Here is an 18,948-nt window from a genome sequence, read left to right on the forward strand (position 1 = left end):
TATTAACTATAGGAATACGTGTCTATCTAATAAATTAGAAAATATACCGACCCAGCTATGAATAAAATAACTGTTAATTTAAAAGATCCAATAAATACAACACTATAATAGCTTGCCAATCGTAATCATAAAAACTTTTATAATGTTGTATTTTATAAAATACCATTTATACCTAATATTTTTAGAATATATAGATTAACTTACTTAATGGTATCTAAATATACTTCTTCATCATGCGTTGATTCTTTAACAGATTCACGCGCGATGACATATTGTTGTGGCTCAGCATGATACTCAGCACCATACCCCTCCTCATCCCAAATTTTAATCGCGTATTTTTTCCAATCTTGGGCTAATGAATCTAACTCTGTTGAATATTTAAAATAACTATCTGAACCTTCATGTTGCGGAATTGCACCACAAGCCTGAATATGTTCTCGAAATTTACTAGGATTATCGATAATTGGACAGGGCTGCATCAAATTAGGGCTAAATGGGATCTGACGTTTATACCCCTCGAAAAATGGACTTTTGAGAATTTCAATAATTGTTTTATCCCGGACATTATCAACTGCATACTGCTGGAAGACACACGGTTCTGCTCCCCCTTTGGCATTGATATGTAAATAATTGGCGCCACCGGACATACAGCCATTCACCAAAAAGCCATGGTTCCAGAAATCTGCTATAAATGCCAATCGTCCCGATTTACGCAATTTTTCCAACGCATGAAATCGTTCATAGCGCTGCTGCGAAGTTGGAACCAGATCAAAAGTCGCTTCCCGACCAATCGGCATATACTGAAATACCCATGAGTACTTAATTCCAAACTGGTCAATCAAGGTATCCCAAAATGCCTCACTTGTGATCTCTTCATGGTTGGTCCGGGTCGCCATCACGGAGGCTCCACTCAACACCCCCATACGATTTAAACGTTCATAAGCCACTTTAATTTTTTGATAGGTCCCTTCCCCTCGGCGCCAATCGGTCATTTCTTCAAACCCTTCTACCGAAATAGTCACCGCAACATTCCCCAGTTTAGCCAGCTTCGCCACTCGGCTTTCCGTCAGCAGAGTTCCATTGGTAAAGACCATAAAATAGCAGTCATTAAAGTGCTCAAAAATTTTCATGATGGGTTTATAAACAAACGGTTCCCCTCCGGTAAAGGTGAAAAACCGAACGCCTAAATCATAAAACTGCTGCAACATCCCCATCATTTCATCTTCCGTAAAATGATAGCGATCCCCATATAATGCTGAATAGCAGCCTTTACACTGCAAATTGCACTGATAAGTCGGAGAGATCAACACCAAAAATGGAATATGGGTTCCATATTTTTCTCCCATCTGATCTCGAATCGTCACCCCATGAATGACATGATTAAAGACCAAATTATTCAGTACTTTTTTACGGCAGTTCAGATTCATGCTCCGCAGCGCATTTAGCCATCCAAGCACCATCGGATCTTTATCCCGGCACATGTCTGCCAATGTCTGTAAACTATCTTGACTTGTTGAGGCAAACTTCGCCCCTACTCGGAACAATCTTTCTAAGCCAGATTCATCGATGTGGTTAACAACCGACATTAAAGCGGGAGTTAATGCTTTTATTGCAATATCACCTATACTCATATTGTCTAAACTCCTAACATGTGAACCATAACTAAATAAGATTTAAGTCCCAAATCTTTATTTTAGAATTGATAATTATCAAACCTAATATAAGTTTAAAATTAAACTTATCAAAATCGTTTGACATAATTTAATTACGTGTTCTAATGAATAAGTCTAGATAATGAACCCTGCCTATTTAATAAACTCTAACTCTATACTGATAATAACTTCCTATTAAATTGATAGGCTTAATCAAAGTTAATTCTTGTTACTTTATTAACACTTTATATATATTTTATTTCGCTAAATAAAATAATGCTATTTTGATTAAATTTTGAAAAATTCCCAGCCCCAACGTAAACAGATATTAAATATTCCATTCCAACGATGATATGAATATAAACAATGAAGAGCGCGGACATAGCCGCGCTTGATGAGAAGTAACAACTATAATGAATAATCCGTAAACAATGCTTGCAGCTGCTGTTCATCCCAAACGGTAATTCCTAACTGCTCCGCCTTCGCTAATTTGGATCCGGCGGCTTCCCCCGCCACGACAACATCAGTATTTTTAGACACGCTACCCGCGACCTTGGCTCCCAGGATCTGCAACTTCGCTTTGGCATCAGAACGCGATAATTGACTCAATGTTCCAGTTAACACAAATGTTTGTCCGGCTAATGGTTGACCTTGCTGATTTGCTGGAGCCATCTCCGGCCAGGACAATTCAGCCCGCAATGCCTGGACGACATTCAGGTTATCCGCTTGACGGAAAAAGTAATAGACATGTTTGGCCACCACTTCACCCACATCAGGAACTGCCTGCAACTTCTCAACATCAGCCTGCATCAGGCTATCCAGATCATTAAAATACTGAGCCAGATTCAATGCCGTTGATTCACCGACTTCTCGGATACCCAATGCATACAAAAAGCGAGGCAGTGTCGTTTGCCGTGATCGCTCAATCGAGTCCAGGAGTTTCTCCAGAGAACGCTCTCCCATCCGTTCTAGATTCATTAATCGATTCACATGCTGGTGAAGCTGGTACAAATCCGCCGGGGTCGTAATCAGTGTGGCATCCACCAGCTGCTCAACCAGTTTAGTGCCCAGTCCATCAATATCCATTGCCTTACGTGAAACATAATGTCGCAGCGATTCTTTACGCTGAGCCTCACAGCTTAAACCTCCGGCGCAGCGGGCTACTGCTTCCCCTTCGATCCGTTCGATCTGACTACCACAAACCGGACAACGACTGGGAAAAACAACCGCAGTCGCATCCTCAGGACGCCGTTCTAAAATCACACCTGTGATCTGAGGGATCACATCACCCGCTCGGCGCACCGAAACCGTATCGCCAATTCGAACACCTAACCGTTCAATTTCGTCGGCATTATGCAGTGTGGCATTACTCACCATCACCCCACCGACCGCCACTGGTTCCAGACGAGCAACCGGTGTAATGGCCCCGGTTCGACCAACCTGAAACTCGACATCACGCAGCAGGGTTAACTGTTCCTGTGCCGGAAACTTATGCGCAATCGCCCAGCGCGGAGCTCGAGCGACAAAGCCAAGTTGCTGCTGGGATGCTATCGCATTCACTTTATACACCACCCCATCAATATCATAAGGCAACGCATCACGCCGAGTACCGATATCTCGATAAAAAGCCAAACATCCGGATTCATCATTCACTAATTTTACTTCCGGACTGACGGCACATCCCCATTCTCGTAATTGCATCAACCGCTGATAATGCGTCTCGGGCAACGTACTCTCACACACCCCAATCGCATACGCGAAGAAGATGAGTGGTCGCTGTGCTGTAATTCGTGGATCTAATTGCCGCAGGCTTCCTGCGGCTGCATTTCTGGGGTTAGCAAACGGTTTTTCATGTTTAGCCCGGCGCGTTTCATTTAAACGTTCAAATCCTGCATTCGGCATCAATACTTCCCCTCGAACTTCAATCCGAGAAGGATAATTACCGCGCAATTTAAGCGGGACATTGCGAATGGTTTTTACATTTTCAGTGATCTCTTCCCCGGTTTGTCCATCGCCCCGAGTGGCCGCTCTGACCAGCTGACCATCAACATATAAAATACTAACGGCCAACCCATCCAGTTTCGGCTCTGCACAATATTCAATAGACGATACAGCCAGTCGTTCACTGGTTCGCTTCGCAAATGCCGCCAGATCTTCATCACTGAACACATTATCCAGAGACAACATTGGGATCTCATGCTGTACTGAAGCAAACTCTGTCAGTGGTCGCCCTCCGACACGTTGTGTCGGTGAGTCAGCAGTCACTAACTCCGGATGAGCAGCTTCTAATTGCTTTAACTCCTGAATAAGTCGGTCATACTCACTATCAGGCACAGATGGATCATCTAACACATAATACCGGTAGGCATAGTCATTTAACTGTTCACGCAGCTGCTCAATCTGTTGCTCAATAGCACTCATCTCATCGGTTCCTAACATAAAAAAGCCTCTGTAAAGAGGCTTCTAAAAAGATTCTCTTATCTAAAACGCAGCTTATGACTGCTGCAAAAGTTGCTGGCGTTCATACTCTCGAATACGCTGCTGATAATGTCGCAATGTCTGCTCGGTGAAGGGGTTCCGATGCCCATCCAGCAATACACCACCTAACTCATTCACAACACGTTGTGCGGCATTATACATAACATTAAAATTACGAGATGGCTCACCGTGACAAGGGACTGTCATAAAAAACGAAACGCCATGCGTGCGAAACGCATCCATATGCGCCGGATCAAACGTTCCCGGTTTCACCATATTGGCCACACTAAATAGAAGAGCCCCCTGCCCATTCGCCTGTTGATGGCGGTGATAAATCGACATTTCACCAAAAGTCAGGCCCAGACTGGTTAAACACGGGGCTAATTGAGCCCCTTCAAATTCCAACCCTTCACCAGCGATCACATTCAGCACGTAGACATCATCCGGCTCAATCGCCTCAGCAGGTTCATCAACAGCCAAAGACGCAGATTCAGGTTCTGCTTCAGCAGGCAAAGGTTGCTCCAATACGGATTCCTCAGTAGCAGATGGGGTCACTTCCGCGACCAAGTGCTCTTCCTCGGATTCATCGGATGCAGCCTCAAAATTAATAGCCGGTTCCTGTCGCTGATTCGCAGTCGAACTTCCGATAACCCGAACCTGGCTCACCCCAAGCTCATCGAATGCCTCATCCGAATCATCAAATTCAGATTTTGTCGCAAGCGGAACTTCCGGCTCCGGCTCCACAGTTTTCTTTTTCGCTTTTCGCTTGGGAGCGCGCGTCACCAGTTTTTCAGGCTGATTACGCCGGTTACTCCAAAATCCATGTGCTAATAACCCTGCAATGACAATAATCCCAACAATAATTAAAACAATGCGCAATTCCTGCATATCTCTACTCTGCTTGTTATTCAGCCAGTGCGATCGCCTGAGCTATATTGACCGCAACCAAACGGGAAACACCAGGCTCTTGCATGGTTACCCCTGCCAATTGATCGGCTTTCTCCATTGTCACCCGATTATGGCTAATAAAAATAAATTGAACTGTCTCAGACATTCTGGCAATTAAATCTGCAAAACGCCCGACATTTACTTCATCTAACGGTGCATCCACTTCATCTAGCATACAAAATGGTGCCGGATTCAAACGAAAGATTGCAAATACTAAGGATAAAGCAGTTAGTGCTTTTTCTCCTCCGGATAACAGACTAATGGTCGAATTTTTTTTACCCGGAGGCCGAGCCATAATCGTCACCCCAGTCTCGAGTAAATCATGTTCTTCCGTCAGCTCCAGCCAAGCCGTTCCCCCTCCAAAAACTTGGGGAAACAAATGTTGTAAATCCTGATTCACTTTATCAAAAGTCTCACGGAATTTACTGCGAGTCTGACGATCAATCTGACTGATGGCACTATTTAACATCTCCAGAGCTTCCCGGAGATCGACCATCTGCGCAGATAACTCGCTTAACCGACCCTGTTGCTCCTCATATTCACTTTCTGCAGCCAAATTGACTGCACCTAACCGTTTTAGCTGTCGCTCAATTTTCTCAAGTTCAGCCACATAATCAACTGTTAGATCGATTTCTTCTAATTCAGTTCCCGAAAGTGTTACCCCCATCTGCGCTAATTTTTCAGCCAGCAAACCTCGCCGGGTTAATAACTCCTGCCGGGCCAACAGATGTTGCTGTTGTTGCTGTTGAACGGCTTCTTTCTCTTTCTGGCCAACCTTTAACTCAGTTCCCAATTGTGCCAACTGTTGCTGAAACTGACTACGCTGCGCCTCCAATGATTCTCGTTGCTGTTGACGTTGCAGCTGTAATTGTCGAAATCGATCAATCTGCAGCTGCAACTGCTCAAGGTGATCGACCGAATATTCTGCTTCAGATAACGCGGCTAACTGCACATGAATTTCTGCCATCTGCTGCTGGCGATCACTGAGCCAAGCAGACAACTGAGCCAGTTCACTGGCTAATTGCTGACGTTTAAGCTGCCATTGATGTAACTGATTTTCCAGTTGATGTAACTGCCCACTTCGCTGCTTAGATGCTTGCTGACACTGCTGCGCATAAGATTCATACTCCAACAGCTGTTCCTGTTTCTGTTCGGCTTGTAGCTGCTGTTGTTCGACTTGTTCCGCTAACAGACTTTCCTCATTCTGAGCACTTTCCAATTGGGCCTGTGCTTGCTGCAACTGCTGCTGCAACTGGTGTAACTGGTGTTGATAATGCTGTTGCTGTTGCTTGGCCAATGCCAGCTGTTGCTGTAGCTGGCTCATCCGCTGCTGCTGATCACGGGATTGAAGCTGCAGCTGTTTCATTTGCTGTTCGTGCATATCCCGCTGCTGTTGTAAAAATTGTTGCTGATCCTCTAAATCAGCTTGAATCTGCTCTTGTTGGGGTAATTGAATTTCCAGTTGTTCCAACCGGGCTTGCACAGCCAATACCGAAGGCCGCTGCGATTCACTAAAGGTATGCTGCCACGATGGTCCTAACCATTCACCAGCTTGCGTGATCACCGATTCATTTTGTTTCAGTGTCGCCCGCATCTGCTCCGCCTCCGCTCGGGAAGTTGCAATTTTGATATGCTGGATCAAAAAAGCGGGAGCCCCTTGAATGTAATACGCGAACTGGGTTGGATCATCACACTGCTGAATAAAATCGCCAAAAACAGCCAGCGAAGCCTCTAATGCAGCGGTATCAGCTGTTTCAGCAAACAACCAAGGCCCCAGAACTTTCTCCGCTGCAATCTCCCAACCAGTCTGGATCACCAACTGCGATTTCAACGGCTGCTGAGATGGGTACTGATGTTCAGTCAAGGATTTTAATAGCTGCTGCTGCGATTGATACTGGGTTGATAACTCAAAAGCATGTTGCTTCGCCTGCTGAAGCTGCTGCTCGATATCGGCCAGAGCTTGTTGGCTTGCGAGACGACGCTGTTCACCGGCACTAAGCTGTTCATCTAACTGAGCGATCACTTCGGCAAGCTGTTCTAACTGCAGTTCAGCGTCCGCCACTGTTTTAGGATCCATCGCTTCCGGTTGTTGCTGCTGCAACTCCTGAATACGTTGTACCGCCTGCTGACTACGTAAACCAGCACTGCGATGTTGTTCGGTATAGGTAATAAGCTGTCGCTGGACTTGCTGGAATTGCTGCTGGGAGAAACGCCATTTTTCATCGGCCTGTTGCCGCTGCAAATCCACTTCTTCCATCTGCTCAGAAAGTTCCTGCAATTGCTGCTCGGTCATCTCAATCTGCAGGTCCAACTGTTCAAGCTGTTGTTGTTGCTGTGGCTGATGCTGCTGACGCTGTTCACATTCATTCTGCCACTGAGTAAGGCGCTCTTTGAGTTGTTGCTGTTGGGACTGACGCTGCTTTTCATTTTGCGAATAGTGCAGCAACTGCTGCTCATGGCGGGCCAATTCGGCGGCGGTCTCAGCTTCCTGCTGACGCAGTTGATCCAGTTGCTCCGTCAATTCATGCTGTTGTTCCGTCACTAACAGCTGATGATCTTCCAGTTCAGTAAGTCGAGCCTCAGCCAATGCCAATTGCTGGTGATCCGTTTGCTGCGCCTGCCCTTTTTGATCTAAGGCTTGATCCAACTGCCGTAACTGCAACAGGGACTGCTGACGCTCCATATGTCGCTGTTGATCACGCAACTGGCGAAATTTCAAAGCAGCCTGAGCTTGGATCCGTAACTTCTGAACTCGTTCCGTCAGCTCCGACTCAATATCTGAAAGCCGCAGTAGATTTTCTTCAGTATGACGGATCCGGTTTTCCGTTTCTCGGCGCCGCTCTTTATATTTAGAAACCCCGGCGGCTTCATCGATAAAAACCCGCAATTCCTGAGGTTTCGATTCAATCAGCCGACTGATCATTCCCTGTTCAATAATGGCATAACTGCGAGGCCCGAGTCCTGTCCCCAGAAACAGATCGGTAATATCTTTTTTCCGACATTTAGTGCCATTTAGAAAATAGAGATTCTGTCCATCTCGCGTTACTTCCCGGCGCACAGAAACTTCAGTATAAGCTCCAAATTCTCCGGTTAAACGACCGCTTTGGTTATCAAATTCAAGCTCAACCGATGCTTTTGAAGCGGGAGCCCGCCGAGTAGAACCATTAAAAATTACATCGGTCATGGCATCACCCCGAAGATTTCGGGCGGAACTCTCACCAAGGACCCAACGAACAGCATCGATCACATTTGATTTTCCACACCCATTGGGGCCGACGACACCGGTCAGCTGCTGCGGAAATGGAATTTTTGTCGGCTCAACAAAGGATTTGAAACCCGCCAAACGAATCGATTTTAAACGCATTCTTCCCTAAATTTACTGAAACCCTTAAAAAGGTGACTTTACCAAAGCTAGAAATGGTTTGTAATATACTACCTTATTTTAACATTAGGGACACTTGAGTCATGCAGAACCTTGCTGATACGCAACTTTCTGGCGCACATTACTTTTTTCGAGGCTGGCAACTCATCACCAAACCGGGATTACGGCTATTTGTCATTGTTCCGTTACTGGTCAATAGTGTGTTGTTTGCAGGAGCCTTTTACTGGCTATTCCAGCAACTCTCCATTTGGATCCCCCACTGGCTCAGCTATCTGCCCAGTTTTTTACATTGGCTGGAATGGCTCATCTGGCCCACAGCAGTATTAAGTATCATCTTTATTTTTTCGTTTCTATTCGCCAGTATCGGAAACTGGATCGCGGCCCCATTCAATGGGCTGTTATCAGAGCGAACCGAATTACTACTCACCGGGCAACCACTTCCCGATGGTCAACTCATCGAATTAATCACCGATCTGCCTCGCGTCCTACGCCGGGAATGGCAAAAGCTCTGTTACTGGCTGCCCCGAGCGATCATTCTATTATGTGCTTTCTGGCTACCACTGGTCGGACAAACCATCGTACCGCTGTTATGGTTTGTCTTCAGCGCCTGGATGATGGCTATTCAATATATTGACTATCCATTTGATAATCACAAAATTGCTTTTCGTCCAATGCGAGAACAACTTTCCCGAGGACGGGGCCGAAACTGGACCTTCGGTGCGTTAGTGACCATTGTAACCGGTATTCCGTTCATCAATTGGCTAGTGATGCCAGCGGCTATTTGTGGCGCGACGGCTTTATGGGTAGATCACTATCGAAAAGACTACCTTCAAAATTCAGCGCCCCATCTGGAACATCATTAATTAAGCGCCTAGTGACACAAAGACGCTATGCTTGAGAGGATTGAGTATCGATGCTTATTCAGGCTTACTAACAAAGCCTAATATCAACATGTTAATAGATTGATATCTCTTAATTACATATGGTTATAACAAAAGCTTCCTTCATTTATACAATGGAGGCTTTATTATTTCCTCACTGACTTCATTATTGACTAATTTAAGAAAGGTATTTCCACATGAGCAAAATTTATGATGACAATACGCTCACCATTGGCCACACACCACTGGTACGACTAAACCGTGTAACAAAAGGTAAAGTACTGGCTAAAGTTGAATCTCGTAACCCTAGTTTCAGTGTGAAATGCCGAATCGGTGCCAACATGGTTTGGGATGCTGAGAAAAAAGGGATCTTAAAACCAGGAAAAGAAATTGTTGAACCAACCAGTGGTAACACCGGTATTGCCCTGGCTTTCGTCGCAGCATCTCGCGGCTACCCAATTACACTGACCATGCCAGCCAGCATGAGCTTAGAACGCCGCAAACTGTTAAAAGCTCTAGGAGCCAATCTGGTTCTGACCGAAGGACCTAAAGGGATGAATGGCGCTGTTGCTAAAGCACAAGAAATTGCAGCCAGCGATGACAAATATGTGTTATTGCAACAATTTGATAATCCGGCTAACCCTGAAATTCATGAAAAAACTACGGGTCCTGAAATCTGGGAAGATACCGATGGTGACGTTGATGTATTTGTCGCCGGTGTAGGCACTGGCGGTACATTGACCGGGGTCAGCCGTTATCTGAAAAATACCCAAGGCAAAAATGTAATTTCAGTAGCGGTTGAACCCGAATCATCCCCTGTCATTACTCAAGCTAAAGCCGGTGAAGAACTTAAACCGGGCCCACATAAAATTCAGGGGATCGGTGCTGGTTTTATCCCTGGGAACTTAGATTTGGACTTAGTTGATCGCGTTGAACAAGTCAGCAACGAAGATGCCTTTGCCATGGCTCACCGACTGATGGAAGAAGAAGGCATTCTGGCTGGGATTTCATCTGGTGCTGCGGTTGTAGCCGCCGCTCGTCTGGCAGAATTACCAGAATTTGCGGACAAAACGATCGTCGTTATTCTGCCAAGTTCAGCAGAACGTTACCTGAGTACCCCGCTGTTTGAAAACATGTTTACCGACGCAGAAAACGTTCAGTAATGGCTTGATACAGCTTCTCGAAATAAGGCCAGCCTCTTGCTGGCCTTATTTTTTAGCAATGTCAATTTTAATTCTTTATATGGCAATAAGTTTAGCTGTGAATGCGATCCGGAGCACAATACTGTTTGTGATCGCTACCAAGAACCACTATACTCTTCGCCCATCTATGGAGTGGGAATTTACTTCCAAATGTAGCTTTGCAGGAGGTTCTCCCCTCTGAAACAACGCCCAGAACTCAGAATTTTGTGCAGTCAAGTCAATTTTTAATCGAGTTCAAGGCTTGTTACACGAAAAGTTTGATGTAGATTAAGCTAAGACGAACAAAAGATCGTTATTTTACTACAAATTTTTCTTACAATATCGATTCTAACCAGCTGGTTGGTTTTTATTAGATAAAAAATATAAATAATATTAGATACTAATGAGGTACAACTATGTTTGAGAAAAGCGTTGTTATTACCGCCGAAAACGGCCTTCACACTCGCCCAGCAGCACAGTTTGTGAAAGAAGCTAAATCGTTCAGTAGTGATATTACTGTTGTCAGTAACGGCAAATCGGCTAGTGCAAAAAGCTTGTTCAAATTGCAAACTTTAGGACTGACTAAAGGGACAGAAATCATTATTCGTGCCGAAGGCGCCGACGAGAAAGACGCGGTTGCTAAATTGGTTGCGCTGATGGATGTATTAGAATAATTCTTACAATCTGTCTTTTGTCGTTCAGTTTATAAAGGTTTAGGTTATGATATCTGGAATTCCCGCTTCACCCGGCATTGCTTTTGGTAAAGCGCTGCTGCTTAGTGAAGAAAAAGTAGTTATAAATACACATCCGATCAAACCCAGCGAAATTGATAATGAAATCAAACATTTCCTGGATGCTCGAGATAAGACAGCTGCCCAGCTTACAGAAATTAAAGCGATGGCCGGTGCCACATTCGGTGAAGAAAAAGAGGCTATTTTCGAAGGGCACATTATGTTGCTCGAAGATGAAGAGCTTGAAGAAGATATCAAAGCTTTCATCAAGGATAATATGGCTTCAGCTGATCATGCGATCAATTCCGTGATTGAGCAAAACGCAGAAATGTTAGCCAGCCTTGATGATCCTTACCTGCGCGAACGTGCAACAGACTTCCGTGATATCGGTTCCCGCTTAGTGAAAAACGTGCTCGGAATCGATATCATTTCTTTGAGTTCAATCAAAGATGAAGTGATCCTGGTCGCCGGTGATTTAACGCCTTCAGAAACAGCACAAATCAATCTGGATAAAGTTCTGGGCTTTGTGACCGATCTGGGTGGACGTACTTCACATACCTCTATTATGGCTCGTTCTCTGGAAATTCCAGCCATTGTAGGGACAAACAACATAAGCACTCAGGTTAAAAATGGTGATATTGTGGTATTGGATGCAATCCACAATGAAGTATTGATTAACCCAAGTGAAGAACAGCTAGATCTTTACAAACAGCGCAAAGAAGAATTTTTGGCTGAAAAAGAAGAACTGGCTAAATTGAAAGATCTGCCAGCTATTACCTTAGATGGTCACGAAGTTGAAGTCTGTTCAAACATCGGGACTATCAAAGATGTAGACGGTGCTCTGCGTAATGGTGCTGAAGGGATTGGCCTGTACCGGACTGAATTCTTATTCATGGACCGTGACAGTCTTCCAACCGAAGAAGAACAGTTCCAAGCTTATAAAGCCGTTGTAGAAAGCATGCCTAATCGTTCGATTATCATTCGGACCATGGACATTGGTGGTGATAAGGATCTGCCTTATCTGGATCTGCCTAAAGAAATGAACCCATTCTTAGGTTGGCGTGCCGTTCGTATTTTCTTTGATCGTAAAGAAATTATGCACACCCAATTGCGTGCTTTATTACGTGCATCAGCTTTCGGCAAAGTGCGTATCATGTTCCCAATGATTATTGCCGTTGAAGAGATCCGTTTCTTGAAATCGGAACTGGAAATGCTTAAAGCACAGCTTCGCAGTGAAGGTAAATCGTTTGACGAGTCAGTGGAAGTGGGTATCATGGTGGAAACACCTGCTGCGGCGGTCATTGCTCATCACTTAATTAAAGAAGTTGACTTCTTTAGTATTGGCACGAACGATTTGACTCAGTACACATTGGCAGTTGACCGTGGTAATGAGCTAATCTCATCAATGTATAACCCATTATCACCTTCAGTATTGAACTTAATTAAGCAAGTCATCGATGCCTCTCACAGTGCTGGCAAATGGACTGGTATGTGTGGTGAATTGGCTGGCGACGAACGCGCAACTATCTTGCTAATGGGTATGGGTCTGGACGAGTTCTCAATGAGTGCTATTTCAGTTCCACGGATTAAGAAATTAATTCGCAATACTAATTATGCAGATGCCAAACAATTAGCAGAACAGGCGCTCTCATCGGCAACAGCAGCCGAAATTGAAAACCTGATGAATGAATTTATTAAACAAAAAGCGGTTTGCTAAGTCGCCATTGATAAATCGCAATGACTTGAGGAGCTTATAGCATGGGGCTGTTCGATAAACTAAAAAAATTAGTTTCAGATGATAATTCCAGTGAATCTGGTATTGAAATTTTTGCACCTTTATCAGGTGAAATTGTACCAATCGAAGAAGTACCGGATGTTGTATTTGCTGAAAAAATTGTTGGTGACGGGATCGCCATTAAACCAGCAGGAAACAAAATGGTTGCGCCTTGTGACGGAACTATCGGTAAAATTTTCGAAACCAACCACGCTTTCTCTTTAGAATCAGACTCAGGAATTGAACTCTTTGTTCACTTCGGAGTTGATACTGTTGAGCTGAAAGGCGAAGGTTTCACTCGCATCGCCTCTGAAGGCCAGCAAGTGAAAAAAGGGGATACCATCATTGAGTTTGATTTGGCTGTTTTGGAAGAAAAAGCAAAATCAGTTTTGACCCCTGTCGTCATCTCTAATATGGATGAAGTGAAAGAACTTCAGAAAATGTCAGGGGCAGTAACTCTCGCTGAAACTCCTGTATTAAAAATTATCAAATAGTTAATTTTTAATGCCATTTAAAAAACCGTCTTCACAGACGGTTTTTTTATACCTAAAACGAGTTCAATTCAAAATTTCAGAAGGCCGAATTTCTCAACGTAAGCTTTATAGAAACGAAAAGTAAGATTACGCCAGCTTATTGCCACTTTGCTCCATTGATTAAGCATATAATGCCCAATTTACGGCACCAGCTAAAAACCACATCACCAACATATAATGCCATTGTCCTCGCAATATACTGCGACTACTCGCCTGATAGCGGCTAATCATCGCTAAACCAACCCCAGACAGCGGGCTGACTGCTGTAGCGGTTCCCCAGACAGATAGATACAAAAAAGCGAGTTGATCATAGTTTTGGGTTAATGGCTGCAAAAATGGACTCACCAATGAAACACTAACCACCGGATGCACCCCTACTAACCCAATTAGAATCATCAAGGCACTCACAATCCAAAACAGCATGGGTGTAAAACTACTGGCATGAAATGCAAAAATAGTCGGATAAGACTGGATCAAAACACTAATCCCGGTCGAAAAAACCCCAGCGGCTAAAAATAATGAAAATTGACTGGAAACATTGGATAACCGATTTTCAATGTAATGCAGTATCACTTTGCGTCGAGGACGCTGCTTCATAAAAATAACCGCACCAATCGGGGCTCCCATACTAATCAGGGTCAAAATGCTGATGGTAGGATATAGGGTATGAATACCTAATACAGCAACGGCCATAATAATCGGCATCACTAAACTATCTTTACGCAACGGATAACCGGTAAATTGCTCAAGCCCCTGCCGACTCAGTTCCCAATAACTAAACAATAACATAGGCAGCACTAAGATTAGCCCGGCAATGACCGTATGCTGCCACTGAGCTCCCGGTGCATAAGTCATAGCCACCCCGGAAGCAATAAAAAAGGGCGACCAATAGGCCCCGGAGCAAAATCCCCGCATCAGCACCTGAACCTGCCGTTCAGTCAGTTTATCATTACGAGCTAGTCGATCACCGACCACAAAAATAATCGAGAGATTAATCACAGCACCCAAGACATGGCAGGATAAAATCGTCGACCAAAACCCTTTTTTCCCCTGCGGTTGATCCAAATCGGCTTCCGTCGGGTTAGTCAACGATAAAAAAGAGACCGCAACAAACATCATCAATAAAGGCAGATTCCGAGTCAATGCCACCATCAAGTCCACTGAACAGCCCTTTAACGCTCCCCAAGCGAGTAACCCACTCCCAATCAAGAATAAAATTCCCGATTGCTGATGCGCCGAACGCCCAAGAATAGGCCAACAAAAAACAACAGCCCCCCAAGCCGCAATAGATCCCAACCAAGGACTAACCCCAGGAATTAAAATTGAAAGCAGATAAAGCACTGCACTCAATAAAATAAGCCAGCCCGCGAGGCGACTTCGATAACGAGTTAATTTTGAAATTTGCATACCAGAATAATTTTTGGATAAATCAGACACAGTTAGCGAAACAAATAAGACCAAATGTCGATATCATCTGTTTCAAATCTGAAGATAGCTCTATTGATGGAAATATCTTCGCCAATTTTTCAAAGGGTTGCAATCTAAGCTTGAATTAAAATGTTCAAATCCACTATCTCGCAAAAATATTTAAGACAACCGCCGAAAAAATGTTAGTAAACGCATTAAATTTACTTGAAACACCAATGTAAAATTGACATTAAGCCAGAGAGCTATCATCATCTTACAAGGATTGGTCGCTCAGATGTGAATTCCTACAGCAAGATCAAGCTGCAGGGTCAATTTTCCAGAAGCGGTGCCGCAAGGTTGTGTGCTATGGTTAATCTAAATGAGCCATTATCTATAGCCGGGAGACTGTTTGCCGTTAACATGTTTCACTACGAATGGCTCATACTATTTATAATTGATAAGGACGGAATACGATGAAAAAAACTTTATTGATCGCTGGAGCTTTAGCTGCACCACTATTGTTCGCTGGTTGTTCTAACCAACAAGCTCATAGTGCTTTAAGCGACAAAATTGATTCACTGTCAGATCAGGTTTCAGCATTGCAGGCTGAACAAAGCACTCTGTCCAGCGATGTCAATGCTGCTAAAGCTGCTGCACAGCAAGCTCAATCTGAAGCTGCACGTGCTAACCAGCGTATTGACCACATCGCTAAGTCTTACACTAAATAAATTCCGAATTCATCAGCATAAAGGCGCCTCAAGGCGCCTTTTTAGTCACTCCAACCCTTACCGGGATCCCTTCTCGTTTCTGCAATACTGACAACAACTGCGCAGAGACAATACCTGGCTGAGTAATAAACGATAATGTCGTCCGGTTGGTCGGGAAATCCACGCTTCCAGACTGATCTTCTTCACTCTTACTTAAAGGTCGAGTCACTTCCAGATAAAGGCTTCCATCTGGCTCTTGGCTATACTGGATCGGTTGATTAATAATTCGAACACTTTCCCCAATACTTGCCTGCGAAAATAAATATTCAATATCCCGAGGAAATAACCGAATACATCCCGAGCTAACCCGTAATCCAACGCCAAAATCTTTATTCGTGCCGTGGATTAAATAATCCCCCGCACCATAGGCTAAACGCATCGCATAATCCCCCAAAGGATTCTCCGGTCCAGCGGGAACGACATCCGGGAGAATGATCCCTTTTTCGGCGTATTCCTTACGGATATTGGCTGTGGGTGTCCAGGTTGGATGTGGAATTTTCTGAGAAATATGCGTTGTAGTTACAGGTGTATCCCAGCCGATACGACCAATGCCGATTGGAAACACATCCACCTTATGCTGCTGAGGATGGTAAAAAAACAACCGTAACTGGGCCAAATTGACCACAATCCCCTGCCGAGGACCTTCAGGCAATAGCATTTGCAATGGAATAGAGAGTTGAGTTCCGGGTTTCGGTAAAAAGGGATCGACTCCTGGATTCACCGATTTAAGCGCCAGGAAGCCAATATCAAAATGATTTGCAATAGAGGCCAGCGTATCCCCATGTCGAACGGTATACGTCGTATTCTGGCCGATTAGACGGCTATTATCCGCAGGAATAGAATAAGAACGGGCCCATAAACTGGATGTGAACAGCAAGGCGCCCCAAACCAACACTATTTTCAGCATAAACTTAGCTCATTTATTATTTAACACTATAAAATTATTCTAATTTATCGCTCTATGATCAAAAAAGCCCGTTAGGTAACGGGCTTATCTTTTGATTCAACCAGATTATGCGTTATCGTTCTGAGGAGCTTGATCCTCATCCGCAGTCGGTTCTTCAACTTTAGTTTCCTCTGGCTGAGGTTTTGGTAATGCTTCTTTCATGCTCAAACGTACCCGTCCCTGGCGGTCTACTTCAAGCACTTTGACTTTCACTTCATCACCAACACTCAGGTAATCGGCTACTTTATTGACACGTTCATGAGCAATTTGTGAAATATGTACCAGACCATCTTTACCCGGCAAAATCTGCACAAAAGCACCGAAATCAGCCAACCGAACCACTTTACCTTGATAGAACTGACCCACTTCAACTTCCGCAGTTAACTGTTCAATTCGAGCAATAGCTGCTTTTGCCTGATCACCATCAGTTGCCGCAATTTTCACGGTTCCATCATCTTCAATTTCAATAGTGGTTCCGGTTTCTTCGGTCAAACTACGAATGGTTGCGCCACCTTTACCAATCACGTCTTTAATTTTATCCGGATTGATTTTCAGCGTATGGATCCGTGGAGCGAATTCAGAAATCTCTTCACGAGCGCCATTAATAGCTTGGTTCATCACACCCAGAATATGCATCCGCGCACCGCGCGCTTGATTCAATGCAATCTGCATGATTTCTTTAGTGATCCCTTCGATTTTAATATCCATCTGCAGGGCAGTCACACCATCGGTGGTTCCGGCTACTTTAAAGTCCATATCACCTAAATGGTCTTCATCACCTAAGATATCGGAAAGCACGACAAACTGTTCACCTTCTTTAACCAACCCCATGGCAATCCCGGCGACAGAAGATTTAATCGGTACCCCGGCATCCATCAGCGCTAATGATGAACCACACACAGACGCCATTGAACTAGAACCGTTGGATTCAGTAATTTCAGAAACCACACGTACGGTATAAGGGAACTCATCGATGGAAGGCATCACTGCCGCAACGCCACGTTTAGCCAAACGACCATGACCAATTTCGCGACGTTTAGGAGAGCCCATCATGCCGGTTTCACCCACGCAATATGGAGGGAAGTTATAGTGCAATAAGAAATAATCGGTACGAGTTCCGGTCAGCTCATCAATCATCTGAGCATCACGCTGGGTCCCTAATGTACAAGTCACCAACGCCTGAGTTTCACCACGGGTGAAAATCGCACTACCGTGAGTACGCGGTAACACGCCAGTTGCGACATCCAAGGCACGAACCATATCAGGTTCACGACCATCGATACGAGGTTCACCGGCAAGAATTCGGCTACGAACGACCAATTTTTCTAGTTTAACCAGCTCATCACCGATTTCTAACTCATCTAAAGTTTCATCTTCAGTGGTTAAAGTTTCAATCACTGATTTTTTGATTTCAGCAACCGATTCATAACGAGCTGCTTTTTCAGTAATACGATACGCTTCACCCAGTTTGACTTCGGCCAATGCTTTTACTTTTTCAGATAAAGCAACGTTTTTCTCCGGAGCTTGCCAGTCCCATGCTGGTTTAGCAGCTTCAGCCGCCAACTCATTAATGGCATTGATGACGGTCTGCATCTGTTCATGACCATACATCACCGCGCCCAGCATGACATCTTCAGGTAATTCCTGAGCTTCGGATTCAACCATCAATACTGCATTTGAAGTACCAGCAACAACCAAATCTAACTGGCTCTGCGGCAGTTCATCCGTAGTAGGGTTCAAGACGTAGTTACCATTGATAAACCCGACACGAGCAGCCCCAATAGGACCGTGGAATGGGATCCCCGAAAGCGCCAGCGCAGCGGATGCACCAATCAGTGCTGGAATATCCGGCTGAACCTGAGGATTGACAGACATAACGGTTGCAACAACCTGAACTTCGTTGACGAAGCCATCAGGGAACAGCGGGCGGATCGGACGGTCAATTAAGCGCGCAATCAGTGTTTCACCTTCACTCGGGCGACCTTCACGTTTAAAAAAGCCACCAGGAATTCGTCCGGCTGCGTAAGTACGTTCTTGATAGTTTACAGTTAATGGGAAGAAGTCTTGTCCAGGCTTCGCTTCTCTTTTACCAACAACGGTAACAAATACAGCTGTATCATCGACAGTAACCATGACTGCAGAATCAGCTTGACGGGCAATGGCACCCGTTTCCAGTGTTACTGTGTGTTGGCCATATTGGAATTTTTTAACAATAGGATTCACGTGAATTTCCTTCGTTTGCGCTTTTCATGTCTTTTATGTCGCGGC

General features: G+C 44.5%; 13 protein-coding genes. 6 read left to right on the forward strand and 7 right to left on the reverse strand.

Annotated features, from left to right (window positions below):
• Positions 1-200 precede the first annotated feature (200 nt).
• The 4 genes from ABUE20_RS16075 to ABUE20_RS16090 form a co-directional block, all read right to left on the reverse strand.
• Complete coding sequence (locus ABUE20_RS16075) at positions 201-1,631, reverse strand: radical SAM protein (protein WP_408620967.1); 1,431 nt, start codon at positions 1,629-1,631, stop codon at positions 201-203.
• Positions 1,632-2,060: 429 nt separating this feature from the next.
• A complete protein-coding gene (gene ligA, locus ABUE20_RS16080; RefSeq protein WP_408621013.1) occupies positions 2,061-4,073 on the reverse strand; it encodes an NAD-dependent DNA ligase LigA in 2,013 nt (670 codons plus the stop codon).
• A 72-nt stretch (positions 4,074-4,145) separates the two neighbouring features.
• On the reverse strand, positions 4,146-5,018 hold the full coding sequence (gene zipA, locus ABUE20_RS16085) for a cell division protein ZipA (RefSeq protein WP_408620968.1): 873 nt from the start codon (positions 5,016-5,018) through the stop codon (positions 4,146-4,148).
• 16 nt (positions 5,019-5,034) lie between these two features.
• Positions 5,035-8,442: an AAA family ATPase gene (locus tag ABUE20_RS16090; protein ID WP_408620969.1), complete on the reverse strand. Its 3,408-nt coding sequence runs from the start codon at positions 8,440-8,442 to the stop codon at positions 5,035-5,037.
• A gap of 101 nt (positions 8,443-8,543) precedes the next feature.
• On the opposite strand from ABUE20_RS16090, the gene cysZ reads away from it, so the two are divergent.
• From cysZ to crr, 5 genes are all read left to right on the forward strand, one after another.
• Entirely contained in the window at positions 8,544-9,323 is a 780-nt protein-coding gene (cysZ, locus tag ABUE20_RS16095; protein WP_408620970.1) for a sulfate transporter CysZ, read from the forward strand.
• 215 nt (positions 9,324-9,538) lie between these two features.
• A complete protein-coding gene (gene cysK / locus ABUE20_RS16100) occupies positions 9,539-10,504 on the forward strand; it encodes a cysteine synthase A (protein ID WP_408620971.1) in 966 nt (321 codons plus the stop codon).
• A gap of 434 nt (positions 10,505-10,938) precedes the next feature.
• A complete protein-coding gene (locus ABUE20_RS16105; protein ID WP_408620972.1) occupies positions 10,939-11,196 on the forward strand; it encodes an HPr family phosphocarrier protein in 258 nt (85 codons plus the stop codon).
• Positions 11,197-11,242: 46 nt separating this feature from the next.
• A complete protein-coding gene (gene ptsI / locus ABUE20_RS16110) occupies positions 11,243-12,970 on the forward strand; it encodes a phosphoenolpyruvate-protein phosphotransferase PtsI (protein WP_408620973.1) in 1,728 nt (575 codons plus the stop codon).
• A gap of 41 nt (positions 12,971-13,011) precedes the next feature.
• Complete coding sequence (gene crr, locus ABUE20_RS16115; protein ID WP_408620974.1) at positions 13,012-13,521, forward strand: PTS glucose transporter subunit IIA; 510 nt, start codon at positions 13,012-13,014, stop codon at positions 13,519-13,521.
• Between the two features lie 159 nt (positions 13,522-13,680).
• Here crr and ABUE20_RS16120 read toward each other — a convergent pair whose 3' ends face one another.
• Positions 13,681-14,967, reverse strand: coding sequence for a hypothetical protein (locus tag ABUE20_RS16120; RefSeq protein ID WP_408620975.1), 1,287 nt, complete (start codon positions 14,965-14,967; stop codon positions 13,681-13,683).
• Positions 14,968-15,440: 473 nt separating this feature from the next.
• On the opposite strand from ABUE20_RS16120, the gene ABUE20_RS16125 reads away from it, so the two are divergent.
• Complete coding sequence (locus tag ABUE20_RS16125) at positions 15,441-15,695, forward strand: Lpp/OprI family alanine-zipper lipoprotein (RefSeq protein ID WP_408620976.1); 255 nt, start codon at positions 15,441-15,443, stop codon at positions 15,693-15,695.
• 28 nt (positions 15,696-15,723) lie between these two features.
• Here the strand turns inward: ABUE20_RS16125 and ABUE20_RS16130 are convergent, their stop codons facing one another.
• Both ABUE20_RS16130 and pnp read right to left on the reverse strand, forming a co-directional pair.
• Positions 15,724-16,641 carry a L,D-transpeptidase family protein gene (locus tag ABUE20_RS16130; protein WP_408620977.1) on the reverse strand — a complete coding sequence of 306 codons (918 nt, stop codon included), beginning with the start codon at positions 16,639-16,641 and terminating at the stop codon, positions 15,724-15,726.
• Between the two features lie 105 nt (positions 16,642-16,746).
• Positions 16,747-18,903, reverse strand: coding sequence for a polyribonucleotide nucleotidyltransferase (gene pnp, locus ABUE20_RS16135; protein WP_408620978.1), 2,157 nt, complete (start codon positions 18,901-18,903; stop codon positions 16,747-16,749).
• Positions 18,904-18,948: the final 45 nt, after the last annotated feature.

It is taken from the genome of Celerinatantimonas marina, from assembly GCF_046054165.1.
In the GTDB taxonomy this organism is placed as follows: domain Bacteria; phylum Pseudomonadota; class Gammaproteobacteria; order Enterobacterales; family Celerinatantimonadaceae; genus Celerinatantimonas.